The following is an 18,181-nucleotide window of genomic DNA, read 5'->3' as shown; positions in this document are numbered from 1 at the left end:
TAGTCAGCATCTTTTCTGTTCCTGCTGTGGTGATATAGTGGCGTCTTCATTTCAAGGACAAGAGAACGTAATGAGTCAGTCAGAATTTGATTCAGGGCTTCCAAACGGCATCGGGCTTGCGCCTTACCTGCGCATGAAGCAGGAAGGCATGACGGAGAACGAGAGCCGTATCGTCGAGTGGTTACTCAAGCCGGGTAATCTCAGTAGCGCGCCAGCCATTAAAGATGTCGCAGAGGCGCTGGCGGTATCTGAAGCCATGATTGTTAAGGTATCGAAACTGCTGGGATTCAGCGGGTTTCGCAACTTACGCAGCGCGCTGGAAGACTATTTTTCTCAGTCTGAGCAGGTATTGCCTGCCGAACTGGCCTTTGATGAAGCGCCGCAGGATGTGGTGAATAAGGTATTCAACATTACCTTACGCACCATTATGGAAGGTCAGTCAATCGTCAACGTGGATGAGATTCATCGCGCCGCACGCTTCTTTTATCAGGCGAAGCAGCGTGATTTGTATGGCGCTGGCGGGTCGAATGCCATCTGCGCGGACGTACAGCATAAGTTCTTACGCATCGGCGTGCGCTGCCAGACTTACCCGGACGCGCACATCATGATGATGTCCGCATCGCTATTAAAAGAAGGCGATGTCGTGTTGGTAGTGACCCATTCCGGGCGCACCAGTGATGTAAAAGCCGCGGTTGAACTGGCGAAAAAGAATGGTGCCAAAATTATCTGTATCACCCACAGCTACCATTCACCTATCGCCAAATTGGCTGACTATATTATTTGTTCGCCAGCACCAGAAACACCGTTATTAGGGCGTAATGCTTCCGCACGCATATTACAACTCACTCTACTGGATGCATTTTTTGTTTCCGTCGCCCAACTGAATATCGAACAGGCAACCATTAATATGCAAAAAACTGGCGCAATTGTTGATTTCTTTTCACCAGGCGCGCTGAAATAAAATGCTCGTTGCTCTCATTTTCGGGAGCAACACCCTACACTGAGAATACTGCTATGAATAAATATCTGAAATATTTCAGCGGTGCGGCTATGGGCTTAATGTTGTCCACCAGCGCATTTGCCGCCGCCGAATATGCCGTAGTATTAAAAACATTATCCAATCCATTCTGGGTGGATATGAAAAAAGGTATTGAAGATGAAGCAAAAACGCTGGGTGTCAGCGTCGATATTTTTGCCTCGCCTTCGGAAGGCGACTTTCAGTCTCAGTTGCAGCTATTCGAAGATCTCAGCAATAAAAATTACAAAGGTATCGCCTTTGCGCCATTATCCTCAGTAAACCTGGTGATGCCCGTCGCCCGCGCGTGGAAGAAAGGGATTTATCTGGTCAATCTCGATGAAAAAATCGATATGGATAACCTGAAAAAAGCGGGCGGTAACGTCGAAGGGTTTGTCACCACCGATAACGTCGCCGTGGGCGCCAAAGGCGCGGAGTTCATTATTGAGAAACTGGGCGCCGAGGGCGGTGAAGTCGCCATTATTGAAGGTAAAGCCGGTAACGCCTCCGGCGAGGCGCGCCGCAATGGCGCAACCGAGGCTTTCAAAAAGGCAAGCCAAATCAAGCTGGTCGCCAGCCAACCCGCAGACTGGGACCGAATCAAAGCGTTAGACGTTGCCACCAACGTGCTGCAACGCAACCCGAATATCAAAGCGATTTATTGCGCTAACGACACCATGGCGATGGGCGTCGCCCAGGCCGTGGCTAACGCCGGGAAAAGCGGAAAAGTGCTGGTAGTGGGTACAGACGGTATCCCGGAAGCCCGCAAAATGGTGGAGGCCGGACAGATGACGGCGACAATCGCTCAGAACCCTGCGGATATCGGCGCGACAGGGCTCAGGCTGATGGTTGATGCCGCGAAATCAGGTAACGTGATCCCGCTGGATAAAGCGCCGGAATTTAAGCTGGTCGATTCCATCCTGGTCGCAAAGTAAGTCCGTAAATCTGCCGGATGGCGACGCGAACGTAGGCCTGATAAGCGTAGCGCCATCAGGCAATGGCACTGATTTAGTCAATATTTTTCTTACACAAAATCATTCGAGATGCATCGAGGCGGCAACTGAGTAAATCCCCAGGAGCTTACATAAGTAAGTGACTGGGGTGAGCGAAGGTAGCCAACAAAGAGGCAGCTTGAAGGATGAAGTGTAAAAGAGGTTAATTATGGTCACGCCATATATCTCGATGGCGGGGATCGGCAAATCCTTTGGTCCGGTTCACGCATTAAAATCGGTTGATTTAACGGTTTATCCTTATGAAATACACGCATTATTAGGAGAAAATGGCGCCGGTAAATCAACGTTGATGAAGGTTCTGTCGGGAATACATGAACCGACCAAAGGCACCATTACGATTAATAACGTTAATTACGACAAGCTGGATCACAAATTAGCGGCACAACTCGGCATTGGCATTATTTATCAGGAACTCAGCGTGATTGATGAATTAACCGTGCTGGAGAATTTATATATTGGTCGTCATCTGACGAAAAAAGTCTGTGGCGTCAATATGATTGACTGGAAAGAGATGCGCGTACGGGCCGCCATGATGTTGCTGCGCGTCGGTTTAAAAGTCGATTTAGACGAAAAGGTGGCGAATTTATCCATCAGCCATAAGCAAATGCTGGAAATCGCCAAGACGCTGATGCTCAACGCCAAAGTGATCATCATGGACGAACCCACCTCCTCGCTCACCAATAAAGAGGTGGACTACCTGTTTCTGATCATGAACCAGCTACGCAAAGAGGGCACCGCCATCGTCTACATCTCGCATAAGCTGGCGGAAATTCGCCGCATCTGCGACCGCTATACGGTGATGAAAGACGGCAGCAGCGTTTGCAGCGGGATGGTGAGCGACGTCAGCAACGACGATATCGTCCGCCTGATGGTTGGCCGCGAACTGCAAAACCGCTTTAACGCCATGAAAGAGAGCACCGGCAACATCGAGCGCGATACGGTATTCGCGGTGAAAAACGTCACCAGCCGCGACAAGAAAAAGGTTCGCGATATCTCCTTTAGCGTCAGCCGGGGCGAAATTTTAGGCTTCGCCGGACTGGTCGGCTCCGGGCGCACCGAGCTGATGGATTGCCTGTTCGGCGTCGATAAACGCGCAAGCGGCGAGATCCGTCTGAACGGGAAAACCATCTCCCCGCGCTCCCCCCTGGATGCGGTGAAAAAAGGGATGGCTTACATCACCGAAAGCCGCCGGGATAACGGCTTCTTCCCCAATTTCTCTATCGCCCAGAACATGGCGATCGGCCGCAGCCTGAAAAGCGGCGGCTTTAAGGGGGCGATGGGCCTGTTCCACGAAGGCGACGAGCAGCGTACCGCCGAAGCGCAGCGCGAACTGCTGGCGCTGAAGTGTCATTCCGTTAACCAGAACATCACCGAACTCTCCGGCGGAAACCAACAGAAAGTGCTGATTTCCAAATGGTTGTGCTGTAACCCGGAGGTGATCATTTTCGACGAGCCGACCCGTGGTATCGACGTCGGTGCGAAAGCCGAAATTTATAAAGTGATGCGCCAGTTGGCGGACGACGGAAAAGTCATCCTGATGGTGTCATCTGAACTTCCTGAAATTATCGCCGTCTGCGACCGCATCGCCGTGTTCTGCGAAGGACGACTGACGCAAATCCTGACCAATCGCGATGACATGAGCGAAGAGGAGATTATGGCATGGGCATTACCACAAGAGTAAAAGGTGACGTGAACGGGAAGAAACCGTTCAACTTTGCGCTGTTCTGGGATAAATACGGCACCTTCTTCATCCTGGCGATTATCGTCGCCATCTTCGGTTCGCTGTCGTCAGAATATTTTCTGACCACCAACAACATCACCCAGATTTTTGTCCAGAGTTCGGTAACGGTGCTGATCGGCATGGGTGAATTTTTTGCCATCCTGGTCGCCGGTATCGACCTCTCCGTCGGGGCGATTCTGGCGTTGTCCGGGATGGTGACGGCCAAACTGATGCTGGCAGGCGTCGATCCGTTCTTTGCGGCGCTGATTGGCGGCGTGCTGGTCGGCGGTGCGCTGGGGGCGATTAACGGCTGCCTGGTGAACTGGACTGGCCTGCATCCGTTCATTATCACCCTTGGCACTAACGCGATTTTCCGTGGTATCACGCTGGTGATTTCCGACGCCAACTCGGTATACGGCTTCTCATTCGACTTCGTGAACTTCTTCGCCGCCAGCGTGTTAGGTGTTCCCGTACCGGTCATCTTCTCGCTGATTGTCGCGGTGATCCTCTGGTTCCTCACTACCCGCATGCGGCTTGGGCGCAACATCTACGCGCTCGGCGGCAACAAAAACTCGGCGTTCTATTCCGGGATTGACGTGAAGTTTCACATCCTGGTGGTGTTTATCATCTCCGGCATTTGCGCGGGACTGGCTGGCGTGGTTTCTACTGCGCGACTCGGCGCCGCAGAACCCTTAGCCGGAATGGGTTTTGAAACCTACGCCATCGCCAGCGCCATCATTGGCGGCACCAGCTTCTTCGGCGGCAAGGGACGCATCTTCTCGGTGGTAATTGGCGGCTTAATCATCGGCACCATCAACAACGGTCTGAATATTTTGCAGGTACAAACCTATTACCAGCTGGTGGTGATGGGCGGATTAATTATCGCGGCTGTCGCCCTTGACCGTCTTATCAGTAAGTAAGGAATGGATCATGAAAATCTCTCCCTCTTTAATGTGTATGGATCTGCTGAAGTTTAAAGAACAGATCGAATTTATCGACAGCCATGCAGACTATTTTCATATTGATATTATGGATGGCCACTTTGTGCCGAATCTGACGCTGTCCCCCTTCTTCGTCAGCCAGGTCAAGAAACTGGCGAGCAAACCTCTTGATTGTCATCTGATGGTGACGCGTCCGCAGGATTATATTGGTCAACTGGCGCGCGCCGGTGCGGATTTCATCACGCTGCACCCGGAAACCATCAACGGTCAGGCATTCCGTCTGATTGACGAAATCCGCCGCCACGGTATGAAAGTGGGCCTCATTCTCAACCCGGAAACACCGGTTGAGGCGATGAAATACTATATCCATAAGGCTGATAAAGTGACGGTGATGACCGTCGATCCCGGCTTTGCCGGGCAACCGTTCATCCCGGAAATGCTGGATAAAATCGCCGAGCTGAAAGCCTGGCGCGAGCGTGAAGGGCTGCATTACGAAATTGAAGTGGATGGCTCCTGCAATCAGGCCACCTACGAAAAATTAATGGCGGCAGGTGCGGATGTCTTTATCGTCGGCACCTCCGGGCTGTTTAACCACGCGGAGAATATCGACGACGCATGGCAAGTGATGACGGCGCAGATCCTGACGGCGAAAAACGAGGTACTGCCTCATGCAAAAACAGCATAGCGTTGTGGCGGGTGTGGATATGGGGGCAACCCATATCCGTTTTTGCCTGCAAACGGCAAGCGGTGAGACTCTGCACTGTGAGAAACAGCGTACGGCGGAGGTGATTGCGCCCGGCGTGGTGGCCGGTATTGCGCAGATGATTAGCGAACAGATCGCACGCTACGAGGCGCGCTGCCGTGGTCTGGTGATGGGATTTCCGGCGCTGGTCGGCAAAGACAACCGCACCATCATTTCGACACCCAATTTGCCGCTGCAACCTGAAGAAGTGCATGACCTCGCGGGAAAACTGGAGGATGCGCTGGGCTGCCCGGTCGCGTTTTCCCGCGACGTTAACTTACAGCTGTCGTATGACGTCGTGGAAAATCATCTCACACAGCAGCAGGTGCTGGCCGCCTACCTCGGCACGGGAATGGGCTTCGCGGTGTGGATGAACGGCGCGCCCTGGACCGGAGCGCATGGCGTGGCGGGCGAACTGGGGCACATTCCCCAGGGCGACATGACGCAGACCTGCGCCTGCGGCAATCCAGGTTGCCTCGAAACGGTCTGTTCCGGGCTGGCGCTGAAACGCTGGTACGAACAACAGCCACGGGATTTCGCGCTGGACGCACTGTTTGTCCACGCCGGCGAGGTGCCATTCGTCCAGGCGCTACTGGAAAGCGCCGCCCGCGCGATTGCCACCAGCATAAATCTGTTCGATCCCGATGCGGTGATTTTGGGCGGCGGCGTGATGGATATGCAGGCTTTCCCGCGCGAACAATTAATTACCCTGATCCAAAAATACCTGCGCCGACCGTTGCCGTATCAGGCCGTACGTTTTATTGCCGCCTCGTCTTCCGCGTTTAACGGCGCGCAGGGCGCGGCAACGCTGGCGCGCTGCCGTTTTCTGTCATCGCGGTGATATCGCGACGCTTATCAGGCCTGCACATGCGCCGCCCGCAGCGCCTGCGCGAGCTGCGCCCGGGTAAATGGTTTACGCAGCAGCGCCACATCCGGCAGCGCGGGGTTATGCGCCGGGCGTAAATCCTGCCCGCTGATAAGCAGCAGCGTCAGGCGGGGATAATGCTTGCGGGCATGGTTGATCACCTCCACGCCGCTCAGGCTGCCTGGCAGCATTAAGTCGCTGATAAGAACATCAATCTCGCCGGATGACGCCAGCATCTGCATCGCCTGCTCGCCGTTGGCGGCCTCCAGCGTCAGATACCCCAGCAGATGCAGTTGCTCGCACAACGTCTGACGAACATCCGCCTCATCTTCCAGTACCAGCACCAGTTTCTCGACGCTGGCGGTACTTTGCACCGCGACCGGCTCCAGGTTTGCCACCGCAGGCGCGATGGCGCGGGGAAGCTGCAATCTGACCGTCGTCCCCTGCCCCGGCGCGCTCTCAATTTCGACACGACCGCCCGACTGGCGCACAAAGCCGTAAACCATCGATAACCCAAGCCCGCTGCCGCTGCCGGTCTGTTTGGTGGTGAAGAACGGCTCGAACACCTGCGCTTTCACCTCCTGCGACATACCGCAACCGTGATCGATCACCTCCAGCGCCACCATATCCTGACGACGTCCGTCACTGCGCGTAACCCGCTGGTTCCAGGTGCGGATTTTGATTGTCCCTGTCTGCCCTTCCATCGCATCGCGGGCGTTCATCACCAGGTTGATGATCGCGTTCTCCAGTTGACTGACGTCTATCCATGCGGCCCAAGCGGGCGACTGGGCTTCTATCTCCAGCGTCAGCGTGGCCGGTAGCGAGTGACGCATCAGTTCGCTCAGGTTTTCCAGCAGCGTTTTCAGTTCCACCGAGTGCGGGTGCAGCGACTGTTTACGGGAGAACGCCAGCAGGCGTTGCGTCAGCAGCGCCCCGCGCTCGGCGGCCTTCAGCGCGCGGGTAATGCGCGGCGCATCCGGCGAGTCGGGGCTGACCAGCTCCAGACTGCCGATAATCACCGCCAGCAGGTTGTTAAAATCATGCGCCAGCCCGCCCGTCAGTTGCCCTACCGCTTTCAGTTTCTGGCTGTGCAGCAGCGCCTCTTCCAGCCCCTGACGCTCCGTTCGGTCGATCTCCATCTGGGAGGTCTTTTCTTTCAGCAGGCGGGAGGTGCGCTCCAGCGACGCCGTATTGCGGGCAAAAACGTTAAACGCGCGCGCCAGTTCCCCCAGCTCGTCCCGCCGCTGCAAGGCGGGGACGCTGACATCCGATTCGCCGTGCGCCAGCCGGGTCATGGCGCGCGAAATCGCCGTCAGGTTAGAACCGAGGTTGCGGTAGATATACCACCCGGCAAAACCGGTAATCACCACCGCCAGCAGGGCGAAGGTCATGATAAACAACGCGCCGGAGCGCAATTCCTGATGGCTTTGCGCCACCCGCTGTTCTGAGATGATCGCCACCTGCGCCGCATACTGATTGATGTCGCTGTTTAAAATCGCCACCAGCGCTTTGATGTGGAACATGTACCAGCTGATGGCCAGGTCGCTTTGCTCCAGCGCCGCCGAGAGCGGTTCAAGTTTGCGTAACTCCTGGTTAAAGTCAGACAGAATCACGTTCACCAGCGGATCGGCATGTTGCTCAGGCAGAGCGCGCATCACGCCATCCAGCTGTTTAATGACGGCGCGCGGCGTCGGCGTTTCGATGGCGGCGCGAATCAGGCGATCCATTTGACTGAACAACGCCGCATCCTGCGCCGCATCAAGCTGTTGCAGATGACGCAGGTAACTCTGATTCTGATACAGCGAACTCAGCAGCGTATTACGTTCCAGATGCCGCCGCTGCCCGCGCTGCAACATGCCCGCCACGCTGGTCTGCAACTCGTTGCTGCGTTGAATAATGCGGGCCACCAGCCCCGGTTCCTGCTGCGCCAGCGGGGCGGTCGCCAGCTGTTCGAGTGAATGCCTGAGCGCCCGCTGAGTCTCTTGCAACCGCTCCGCTTCGCCCTTGTACTCCAGCGCGCCGACCACCTGCGACAGCCGCACCGCTGCCGTCGCCACGTTCGCCGTATCGCGCGCCAGGTTCATACTGCCGGTCATGTCATCGACGGTTTGCTGCTGCACCTGCTCCTGTATTTGACTCGCATGCTGAAAACCCAGCACCGCCACGCCGCTCACCATCAGCGTCACCGCCACTACCAGCAGATTAAAAAACAGCAGTCGCCCGCGCGCACTGGCGAAAAAGTGACGTCTGTGCTGCGGCATATCACGCTCCATGAAGAAAAATCGCAATATGACAAATATGAACGGCTTCTGACATTTTGCATTTACTTTCCTGTGATGGAGTGCTGATATCGCTAACCCCGCAGGAGATCCGCCATGAGCAGGACACCGGTTCTGGAGATGCGCAATATTGCCAAAGCGTTTGGCAAATTTTACGCGCTGAAAGGGGTCGATCTGACAGTATACCCCGGTGAAATCCACGCGCTGATGGGCGAAAACGGCGCCGGTAAAAGCACCCTGATGAAAATTCTCGCCGGTGCATATACCGCCACCAGCGGCGAGATTCTGATCGACGGTCAGCCCTTTCATATTCGTGGGCCGAAAGATGCCCTGAGCGCAGGCATTACTCTGATTTATCAGGAGATGCAGCTTGCGCCTAACCTTACCGTCGCCGAAAATATTTTCCTCGGCAGCGAACTGTCGCGCGGCGGCATCGTGCAGCGTAAAGAGATGGTGTTGCAGGCGCAAAAGGTCATCGACCGGCTCGGCGCGCAGTTTAAAGCCAGCGATCGGGTAATGCGGCTGACCATCGCCGAACAGCAGCAGGTGGAGATCGCCCGCGCCCTGCATCGCAACAGCCGTATCCTGGTGATGGATGAACCTACCGCCGCCCTCTCATCTCGTGAAACCCACCGTCTGTTTGAGCTGATCATGCGCCTTCGCGATGAAGGGATGGCGGTTATCTATATCAGCCACCGCATGGCGGAGGTGTATGAGCTGTCCGATCGCGTCAGCGTCCTGCGCGACGGACAGTACGTCGGCAGCCTCACCCGCGACAAACTCAACGCGTCCGAACTGGTGCGCATGATGGTGGGACGTCCGTTAAGCGACCTGTTCAACAAAGAACGCGACATCCCGCTCGGTAAACCGCGCCTGAACGTTCATCACCTTACCGACGGCGGTAAAGTGCAGCCGTGCAGCCTGCTGGTACGTTCCGGCGAAATCGTCGGCCTGGCCGGACTGGTCGGCGCCGGGCGTTCCGAACTGGCGCACCTGATTTTCGGCGTGCGTAAAGCCACCGGCGGGATGATCGAGGTGGATGGCGAGCCGGTGGTGATCCACTCCCCGCGTGAGGCCATTGAGCACGGTATTGGCTACCTCACCGAAAACCGCAAAGAACAAGGGTTGTTTTTAGAACTGGCGGCGGCAGAGAACATTACGATGGCGACGCTGGAGCGCGACGCCAACTGGGGGATGCTGAACCGTAAAAAAGCCCAAAGCATCTCCGATGACGCCATTCAGTTACTCAACATTCGCGTGCCGCATGCCCAGGTTCGCGCCGGAGGTTTGTCCGGCGGCAATCAACAAAAGCTCCTGATCTCACGCTGGGTCGCCATCGGCCCGCGCATTCTGATTCTGGACGAACCGACGCGCGGCGTGGATGTCGGCGCGAAAAGCGAGATCTATCGCATCATGAACGAAATGGCGCGTAAGGGCGTGGCGATCCTGATGATCTCCAGTGAATTGCCGGAAATCGTCGGCATGAGCGATCGCGTCTACGTCATGCATGAAGGCAGCATTGCCGGGGAATTGCACAGCCAGGACATTACACAGGAAAACATCATGCGGCTGGCGACCGGCGTAAACGACTCCCACCTTGAGGCGGTGAAATCATGAATAACCCAACCACTCCCCAGCAGGTGGCGAAGTCCGCCTCCGCAAAAAAGATGTTGATGAGCGATCTAATGCAAACGGTCGGTATTTTACCGATTTTAGTGCTGATCGTGGCGGTATTTGGCTTTATCGCACCTAATTTTTTCACTGAAAGCAACCTGCTGAACATCACCCGCCAGGCGTCGATCAACATCGTGCTGGCGGCGGGGATGACGTTCATCATTCTGACCGGCGGCATCGACCTCTCCGTGGGGTCGATTCTCGGCACCACCGCCGTGGCGGCGATGGTGGTCTCTCTGATACCGGAGTTCGCCATGCTGTCGATTCCGGCGGCGCTGATGCTCGGCCTGGGGCTGGGGCTGGTTAACGGCGCGCTGGTGGCCTTCGCCGGGCTGCCGCCCTTTATTGTCACGCTCGGCACCTATACGGCGCTGCGCGGCGCGGCCTACCTGCTGGCGGACGGCACCACGGTGATCAACTCCAATATCAGCTTCGAGTGGATCGGCAATAACTATCTTGGCCCGATTCCGTGGCTGGTGGTTATCGCCCTCGCGGTGATCGTGCTGTGCTGGTTCATTCTGCGCCGCACCACGCTGGGCGTACATATTTATGCCGTGGGCGGCAACATGCAGGCGGCGCGTTTAACCGGCATCAAAGTGTGGCTGGTGCTGCTGTTTGTGTACGGCATGAGCGGCCTGCTCTCCGGGCTGGGCGGAGTAATGAGCGCCTCGCGTCTCTACAGCGCCAACGGCAACTTAGGCATGGGGTATGAGCTGGACGCCATCGCGGCGGTGATCCTCGGCGGCACCAGTTTTGTCGGCGGGATCGGCACGATCACCGGCACGCTGGTGGGCGCGCTGATCATCGCCACCCTGAATAACGGCATGACGCTGATGGGCGTCTCTTACTTCTGGCAACTGGTGATCAAAGGGGCGGTGATCATCATAGCGGTGCTGATCGACAAATACCGTACCCGACACCATCAAAGTGCATAGACAAGCTTGCCGGATGGCGGCGCAGGCCTGCCCGTTCGCAGGCCGGATAAGCGCAGCGCCATCAGGCTTATAACAACAATACCCTACGTGAGGAAAAGAGTATGCGTTTGAAACCATTAGTGACCGCGCTCTGTGCTGGCGCGTTACTGGCCGCATCGCCGTTTGTACAGGCCAAAGAACTGAAATCCATCGGCGTGACGGTGGGCGATCTTGCCAACCCGTTCTTCGTGCAGATAACAAAAGGGGCGGAGCTGGAAGCGCGCAAACTGGCCGGTGATGGCGTAAAAGTGACGCTGGTCTCCAGCGGCTACGATCTGGGTCAGCAGGTTTCGCAGATCGACAACTTTATTGCCGCGAAGGTGGATATGATCATCCTTAACGCCGCAGATTCGAAAGGGATCGGCCCGGCGGTGAAACGGGCGAAAGACGCCGGGATCGTGGTGGTCGCGGTTGACGTGGCCGCCGAAGGCGCAGACGCCACCATCACCTCTGATAACACCCAGGCGGGCGAAATGGCCTGTAAATACATTACCGATCGTCTGCAAGGCAAAGGCAATGTGGTGATCATCAACGGGCCGCCGGTTTCCGCCGTGCAGAACCGTGTCGAGGGCTGCCAGACCGAGTTCAAACGTCACCCGGATATCAAGGTGCTCTCCTGGAACCAGAACGCCAAAGGCAGTCGCGAAGGCGGGCTGGAAGTGATGACCGCCCTGCTGGCTGCGAATCCGAAGATCGACGGCGTATTTGCGATCAACGATCCGACGGCGATCGGCGCCGATCTGGCGGCGAAACAGGCACAGCGCAATGAGTTCTTTATCGTCGGTGTGGATGGTTCGCCCGATGGCGAAGAGGCGCTGAAGCGTGAAAATTCCCTGTTTGTGGCGACCCCCGCACAAGATCCGCAGGTGATGGCGGCAAAAGCGGTGGAGATCGGCTATGACATTCTACAGGGCAAACCGGCGCCTGGTGAACCTGTACTGATTCCGGTGACGATGATCGATAAAAACAACATCGGCAGCTACAAGGGCTGGACGGTGAAATAACGGAAAGCGGCCTCTGCGTAGGCCCGATAAGCGCAGCGCCATCAGGCAGTAAACTCATGCCGGATGGCGGCAAAAATGCCTTATCTGGCCTACAAGGCTACATCACAATAAGGAGAATTCTTTCAATGAAACGCTCCGAAATAAACGAAATTCTCGGCCACACGCGGCAATTCTTTTCCATGCATGACGTCCACCTGCCGCCTTTCGCCAGCTTTGCCCCATCGCAATGGCGTCAGCTTGATGCCGCCTGGAGCGAAGTATTCGATCTCAGACTCGGCTGGGATGTTACCGCATTCGGCGGGACAGATTTTGCCGCTCAGGGACTGACGCTGTTTACCCTGCGCAACGGCTCGCCCAAAGGTATGCCTTATGAGAAATGCTACGCGGAAAAAATTATGCATGTGCGCGACGCGCAGGTTACGCCGATGCATTTCCACTGGCGCAAACGTGAAGACATTATCAATCGCGGCGGCGGTAATTTAATCGTTGAGCTGTGGAACGCCGACTCCCGGGACCAGACCGACAATACCGACATCACCATTGTGATAGACGGCTGTCGACAGACCCATGCGGCAGGCAGCCAACTGCGCCTTTCGCCAGGAGAAAGCATTTGCCTGACGCCGGGCCTGTATCACAGCTTCTGGGCGGAAAAAGGGTTTGGCGACGTGCTGGTCGGCGAAGTTTCTTCCGTCAATGACGATGACCATGACAACCATTTTCTCCAGCCGATCGCCCGCTATAACGACATTGAAGAAGATGAACCGGCGCAACTGGTGTTGTGTAACGAGTACCGCCTGTTCTGCTGAACAAGGAGCACATTATGCCGTTGATTTCTCTTGCCGATGGACTCGGCCATGCCCGCAAGCATCGCTATGCGCTGGGGGCGTTTAACGTTCTGGATTCCCACTTTTTACGCGCGCTGTTCGCCGCCGCCAGGCAGGAACGCTCGCCGTTTATCATTAACATTGCCGAAGTCCATTTTAAGTATGTTTCGCTGGACTCGCTGGTCGAAGCGGTAAAATTCGAAGCCGCCCGACACGATATTCCGGTGGTGCTTAACCTCGACCACGGGCTGCATTTTGAATCCGTGGTGCGGGCGTTACGTCTGGGCTTCAGCTCGGTAATGTTTGATGGTTCCACGCTGGAGTATGAGGAAAACATCCGCCAGACCCGGGAAGTGGTGAAGATGTGCCACGCCGTTGGCGTGTCGGTAGAGGCGGAACTTGGCGCGGTTGGCGGCGATGAGGGCGGCGCGCTGTATGGTCATGCCGACGAGTCGCTGTTTACCGATCCGCAGCTGGCGCGCGATTTTGTTGACCGCACCGGTATTGATGCCCTGGCCGTCGCCATCGGCAACGCTCACGGCAAATATAAAGGCGAGCCCAAACTCGATTTCCCGCGTCTGGACGCCATTCGCCAGCAAACGGCGCTGCCGCTGGTACTGCACGGCGGTTCCGGCATCAGCGATGAGGATTTTCGTCGCGCCATTACGCTGGGCATTCACAAAATCAATTTCTACACCGGTATGTCGCAGGCTGCGCTGGCGGCGGTGGAATCACGGATGACTAACCGCCAGCCGCTGTACGATGAGTTCGCCGAACTGCTGCTGGGCATTGAAGAGGCGATCACCGATACGGTATCGGAACAGATGCGCATTTTTGGCAGCGCGGGGCAGATCTGATGGAACGCAAAGGCATTATCGCGGCGGGCAATATGCTGGTCGACCATGTGCACCAAATCGTACAGTGGCCGGAGCGCGGCTGGCTGGCGGAGATCACCCATAGCGAACGTTCGACGGGCGGCGCGCCGCTTAATGTCCTGCTGACGCTGGCAAAGATGCACACCGGACTGCCGTTGCAGGCTGTGGGATTAATCGGCCAGGACGCCGACGGAGACTACATTATGGCGATGCTGGAGCAGTATCACGTCAATCGCCAGCATGTCCAGCGCACCACGTTTGCCCCCACGTCGATGTCGCAGGTGATGACCGATCCCAGCGGGCAGCGCACCTTTTTCCACTCCCCCGGCGCTAACCGTCTGTTGGATCTGCCCGCGTTCGATGAGCTTGATGCCTCGATGAAGATTTTCCACCTGGGCTATCTGCTGCTGCTCGACAGTCTGGATATGCCGGATGATGACTACGGCACCCGCAGCGCACGGCTGATGGCGCAGATGCATGAGGAGGGCTTTGAGACTTCGCTGGATCTGGTGTCCCGCAAAGGCGATCCGCGCTATCAGCCGCTGGTTTTGCCCGCGCTACGCCATCTGGATTATCTGGTGATCAACGAGCTGGAGGCCGGGGAGTTCAGCGGCCTGGAGATCCGCCAGCCCAACGGCGAACCGCATATTCCGCACATCGCCGCAGCCGCCCGCGAATTGCTGGATGCAGGCGTCCGCCAGCGGGTGGTGATTCATTGCCCGGAAGGCGCCTGGGGCGAAACGCCGGATCAACCTGGCGTCTGGATACCATCGCAAAAGCTGGAGCAGAGGGAGATAGTCGGTAGCGTTGGCGCGGGAGATGCGTTCTGCGCCGGTTTTTTGTATGGCTGCCACGAAGCATGGCCGCTGGCCGAGAGCATTAAGCTGGCGCACGCCTGCGCGCGGGTCAGCCTGCTGTGCGCCAATGCGATTGATGGCGCGAAAACGCTTGAGGAGTTGCGAACGCTTTTGTAGCCATTTCGCCTGATGGCGCTGCGCTTATCAGGCCTACAAATACGCCGCCATCCGGCAACTGCGCCTGATTACGCGGCTTTATCGTGGTGCTGCACATCGGCGGCAAAAACATACCCGAGGCCGCGCAGGGTTTTGATCAACGTCGGCTGATGCGGATTGATTTCAATTTTGCGGCGCAGACGCATAATCAACACGTCAATGGTGCGATCAAACACCTCAACGCTGTCGCTGTGCGTTAATTCCAGCAACTGCTCACGGCTGAGCACCCGACGGGCGTTTTGCGCCAGCGCCAGCAGCAAACTGTATTCCCCCTGGGTGAGATCCACCGCCTGCTGCTGCGGATTGTGCAACTGACAGCGCGCGGTATCCAGATGCCAGCCATTGAAAGAGAGGCCGGACATCTGCACGCTTCCGCCTTCGGCGATCAGCACGCCAACCCGACGGAGTACGGCTTTCATTCGCGCCACTACCACGCGCGGGTTAAACGGTTTGCTGATGTAGTCATCAGCGCCCATCTCCAGCCCGACCACCACATCCGACTCGCTCCCCAGCCCCGTGAGCATCACCACCGGCAGCGTAGGCCTGATCTTCTGTACCTGCTGCAACACCATCAAACCGTTCGTGTCGGGCAGCATCATATCCAGCAACACCAGCGCAATCTCCGGCTGGGTTTCGACACACGCCAGCGCAGCCTGCCCGGTATGGCAGACCGTCACCGCAAAAACGTGCTCGTTCAGGACATCCTGCAACAATGCGCAGACCGCCGCGTCATCATCCACGACCAGTATGGCTGGTTTCATCACCCTTCCCCATTTCACATCCCCTACAGATGAGTGTGATTGATTCTGCCCGGAGTGACAGATATTGCGCAGCAGGAGATGCAGGAAACATAACCCTGGTCACACTGCCGGGCCGTCACCGCTTTTCCTGTTCGTCACGTCAAAACTGACGACAGCCTGTTTTTCGTCAGGGTTTTGACCAAATTTTACCCGTAATATCAGGGAAAGACCCCAATAAAAACATGGCATAAAAGATGCATAATGAGGCCGACAGCGCGTATGCGCGATTTGATTAACTGGAGCGAGACCGATGAAAAAAGTCGTCACGGTTTGCCCGTATTGCGCATCAGGTTGCAAAATCAACCTGGTAGTCGATAACGGCAAAATCGTCCGGGCAGAGGCGGCGCAGGGGAAAACCAATCAGGGTACTCTGTGTCTGAAGGGCTACTATGGCTGGGATTTTATTAACGATACCCAGATCCTGACCCCGCGCCTGAAAACCCCTATGATCCGTCGCCAGCGTGGCGGCAAACTGGAATCCGTTTCCTGGGATGAAGCGCTGAACTACGTCGCCGATCGCCTGAGCGCCATCAAAGCGAAGTATGGCCCGGACGCCATCCAGACGACCGGTTCGTCTCGCGGCACAGGTAACGAAACCAACTATGTAATGCAAAAATTCGCGCGCGCCGTTATTGGTACCAATAACGTTGACTGCTGCGCTCGCGTCTGACACGGCCCATCGGTTGCAGGTCTGCACCAGTCGGTCGGTAACGGCGCAATGAGTAATGCGATTAACGAAATTGATAACACCGATTTAGTGTTTATCTTCGGCTATAACCCGGCGGATTCCCACCCTATCGTGGCGAATCATGTGATTAACGCTAAACGCAACGGCGCGAAAATTATCGTCTGCGATCCGCGCAAAATTGAAACCGCGCGCATTGCCGACATCCACATCGCGTTGAGAAACGGCTCGAATATCGCGCTGCTCAACGCTATGGGTCATGTCATTATTGAAGAAAATCTGTACGACCAGGCGTTCGTCGCCTCCCGTACTGAAGGCTTTGAAGAGTACCGTAAGATTGTCGAAGGCTACACGCCGGAATCCGTTGAGGATATCACCGGCGTGAGCGCGCACGATATTCGCAAGGCGGCGCGTATGTACGCCGAAGCGAAAAGCGCCGCAATCCTGTGGGGCATGGGCGTGACCCAGTTCTATCAGGGCGTGGAAACCGTGCGTTCGCTGACCAGTCTCGCCATGCTGACCGGCAACCTCGGTAAGCCAAGCGTGGGCGTAAACCCGGTTCGCGGCCAGAACAACGTTCAGGGCGCATGTGACATGGGCGCGCTGCCGGATACCTATCCGGGCTATCAGTACGTGAAAGACCCGGCTAACCGCGAAAAATTCGCCAAAGCCTGGGGCGTGGAAAGCCTGCCAGCGCATACCGGCTATCGCATCAGCGAACTGCCACACCGTGCTGCGCATGGCGAAGTTCGCGCGGCGTACATTATGGGTGAAGATCCGCTGCAAACCGATGCGGAACTCTCTGCGGTGCGCAAAGGGTTTGAAGACCTGGAACTGGTCATCGTGCAGGACATCTTTATGACCAAAACCGCGTCGGCGGCGGATGTTATCTTACCGTCTACGTCGTGGGGCGAGCATGAAGGGGTGTTTACCGCTGCTGACCGTGGTTTCCAGCGCTTCTTTAAAGCCGTTGAACCGAAGTGGGATCTGAAAACGGACTGGCAAATCATCAGTGAAATCGCCACCCGTATGGGCTACCCGATGCACTACAACAACACCCAGGAGATCTGGGATGAGTTGCGTCATCTGTGCCCGGATTTTTACGGGGCGACTTACGAGAAGATGGGCGAACTGGGCTTCATTCAGTGGCCTTGCCGCGACACGTCGGATGCCGATCAGGGGACGTCTTATCTCTTCAAAGAGAAGTTCGACACCCCGAACGGCCTGGCGCAGTTCTTCACCTGCGACTGGGTCGCGCCGATCGACAAACTCACCGAAGAGTACCCAATGGTGCTGTCTACGGTGCGTGAAGTCGGCCACTACTCGTGTCGCTCGATGACCGGGAACTGTGCCGCGCTGGCGGCGCTGGCGGATGAGCCTGGCTATGCGCAAATCAACACGGCCGACGCCGCGCGTCTGGGCATTGAAGATGAAGCGCTGGTCTGGGTTCATTCACGTAAAGGCAAAATTATCACCCGTGCGCAGGTCAGCGATCGTCCGAACAAAGGGGCGATTTACATGACCTACCAGTGGTGGATTGGCGCCTGTAACGAGCTGGTGACGGAGAACTTAAGCCCGATTACCAAAACGCCGGAGTACAAGTACTGCGCCGTGCGCGTCGAGCCGATCGCCGATCAGCGCGCCGCCGAGCAGTATGTGATTGATGAGTACAGCAAGCTGAAAACCCGTCTGCGCGAAAGCGCAATGGGGTAATCTGCCGAATGGCGGCATGAGAATGCCTTATCCGGCCTACGACC

15 protein-coding genes are annotated in these 18,181 nt (G+C 56.6%); 13 read left to right on the top strand and 2 right to left on the bottom strand.

What is annotated here, in order from left to right; all coding sequences use genetic code 11:
- Positions 1-70: 70 nt before the first annotated feature.
- From OGV50_RS13125 to alsK, 6 genes are all read left to right on the top strand, one after another.
- Entirely contained in the window at positions 71-961 is an 891-nt protein-coding gene (locus tag OGV50_RS13125; RefSeq protein WP_012134556.1) for a MurR/RpiR family transcriptional regulator, read from the top strand.
- Positions 962-1,014: 53 nt separating this feature from the next.
- Entirely contained in the window at positions 1,015-1,950 is a 936-nt protein-coding gene (alsB, locus tag OGV50_RS13120; protein ID WP_012134557.1) for a D-allose transporter substrate-binding protein, read from the top strand.
- A 226-nt stretch (positions 1,951-2,176) separates the two neighbouring features.
- Positions 2,177-3,709 (top strand): D-allose ABC transporter ATP-binding protein AlsA, encoded by a 1,533-nt coding sequence (gene alsA, locus OGV50_RS13115; protein WP_286488583.1) that lies wholly within the window; start codon positions 2,177-2,179, stop codon positions 3,707-3,709.
- Positions 3,688-4,668: a D-allose ABC transporter permease gene (alsC, locus tag OGV50_RS13110; RefSeq protein WP_012134559.1), complete on the top strand. Its 981-nt coding sequence runs from the start codon at positions 3,688-3,690 to the stop codon at positions 4,666-4,668. Before alsA ends, alsC begins: the two co-directional genes overlap by 22 nt.
- Before the next feature lie 10 nt (positions 4,669-4,678).
- Complete coding sequence (alsE, locus tag OGV50_RS13105) at positions 4,679-5,374, top strand: D-allulose-6-phosphate 3-epimerase (protein WP_047459608.1); 696 nt, start codon at positions 4,679-4,681, stop codon at positions 5,372-5,374.
- Positions 5,358-6,272, top strand: coding sequence for an allose kinase (gene alsK, locus OGV50_RS13100; RefSeq protein WP_200091066.1), 915 nt, complete (start codon positions 5,358-5,360; stop codon positions 6,270-6,272). Before alsE ends, alsK begins: the two co-directional genes overlap by 17 nt.
- 14 nt (positions 6,273-6,286) lie before the next feature.
- Here the strand turns inward: alsK and OGV50_RS13095 are convergent, their stop codons facing one another.
- Positions 6,287-8,557 (bottom strand): hybrid sensor histidine kinase/response regulator, encoded by a 2,271-nt coding sequence (locus OGV50_RS13095; protein ID WP_130028472.1) that lies wholly within the window; start codon positions 8,555-8,557, stop codon positions 6,287-6,289.
- Between the two features lie 114 nt (positions 8,558-8,671).
- Between OGV50_RS13095 and OGV50_RS13090 the strand changes: the two genes are divergently transcribed.
- The 6 genes from OGV50_RS13090 to OGV50_RS13065 all read left to right on the top strand — a co-directional run bounded on the left by OGV50_RS13090 (position 8,672) and on the right by OGV50_RS13065 (position 14,900).
- Positions 8,672-10,192 carry a sugar ABC transporter ATP-binding protein gene (locus OGV50_RS13090; protein ID WP_012134564.1) on the top strand — a complete coding sequence of 507 codons (1,521 nt, stop codon included), beginning with the start codon at positions 8,672-8,674 and terminating at the stop codon, positions 10,190-10,192.
- Complete coding sequence (locus OGV50_RS13085) at positions 10,189-11,184, top strand: ABC transporter permease subunit (RefSeq protein WP_049011261.1); 996 nt, start codon at positions 10,189-10,191, stop codon at positions 11,182-11,184. The genes OGV50_RS13090 and OGV50_RS13085 overlap by 4 nt, the downstream gene beginning before the upstream one ends.
- Positions 11,185-11,285: 101 nt before the next feature.
- Complete coding sequence (locus tag OGV50_RS13080; protein ID WP_115626246.1) at positions 11,286-12,227, top strand: ABC transporter substrate-binding protein; 942 nt, start codon at positions 11,286-11,288, stop codon at positions 12,225-12,227.
- Positions 12,228-12,352: 125 nt separating this feature from the next.
- The gene (locus tag OGV50_RS13075) at positions 12,353-13,033 is read left to right on the top strand and encodes a D-lyxose/D-mannose isomerase (protein WP_286488582.1); all 681 of its coding nucleotides are present in this window, start codon (positions 12,353-12,355) and stop codon (positions 13,031-13,033) included.
- 14 nt (positions 13,034-13,047) lie between these two features.
- Positions 13,048-13,908 (top strand): ketose 1,6-bisphosphate aldolase, encoded by an 861-nt coding sequence (locus OGV50_RS13070; protein ID WP_200091065.1) that lies wholly within the window; start codon positions 13,048-13,050, stop codon positions 13,906-13,908.
- On the top strand, positions 13,905-14,900 hold the full coding sequence (locus OGV50_RS13065; RefSeq protein ID WP_110494792.1) for a carbohydrate kinase family protein: 996 nt from the start codon (positions 13,905-13,907) through the stop codon (positions 14,898-14,900). The genes OGV50_RS13070 and OGV50_RS13065 overlap by 4 nt, the downstream gene beginning before the upstream one ends.
- 68 nt (positions 14,901-14,968) lie before the next feature.
- On the opposite strand, the gene OGV50_RS13060 is transcribed toward OGV50_RS13065, so the two are convergent.
- Positions 14,969-15,700, bottom strand: coding sequence for a response regulator transcription factor (locus OGV50_RS13060; RefSeq protein WP_153258694.1), 732 nt, complete (start codon positions 15,698-15,700; stop codon positions 14,969-14,971).
- A gap of 289 nt (positions 15,701-15,989) precedes the next feature.
- Here OGV50_RS13060 and fdhF point away from each other — a divergent pair, with 289 nt between their 5' ends.
- Complete coding sequence (gene fdhF / locus OGV50_RS13055; protein WP_077956844.1) at positions 15,990-18,137, top strand: formate dehydrogenase subunit alpha; 2,148 nt, start codon at positions 15,990-15,992, stop codon at positions 18,135-18,137.
- Positions 18,138-18,181 lie beyond the last annotated feature (44 nt).

The organism is Citrobacter sp. CK180 (assembly GCF_030333655.1).
Taxonomy (GTDB): Bacteria; Pseudomonadota; Gammaproteobacteria; order Enterobacterales; family Enterobacteriaceae; genus Citrobacter_B; species Citrobacter_B koseri.
Note: the sequence above shows the minus strand (reverse complement) of the source record. Positions and strands in the feature narration are given on the sequence as shown.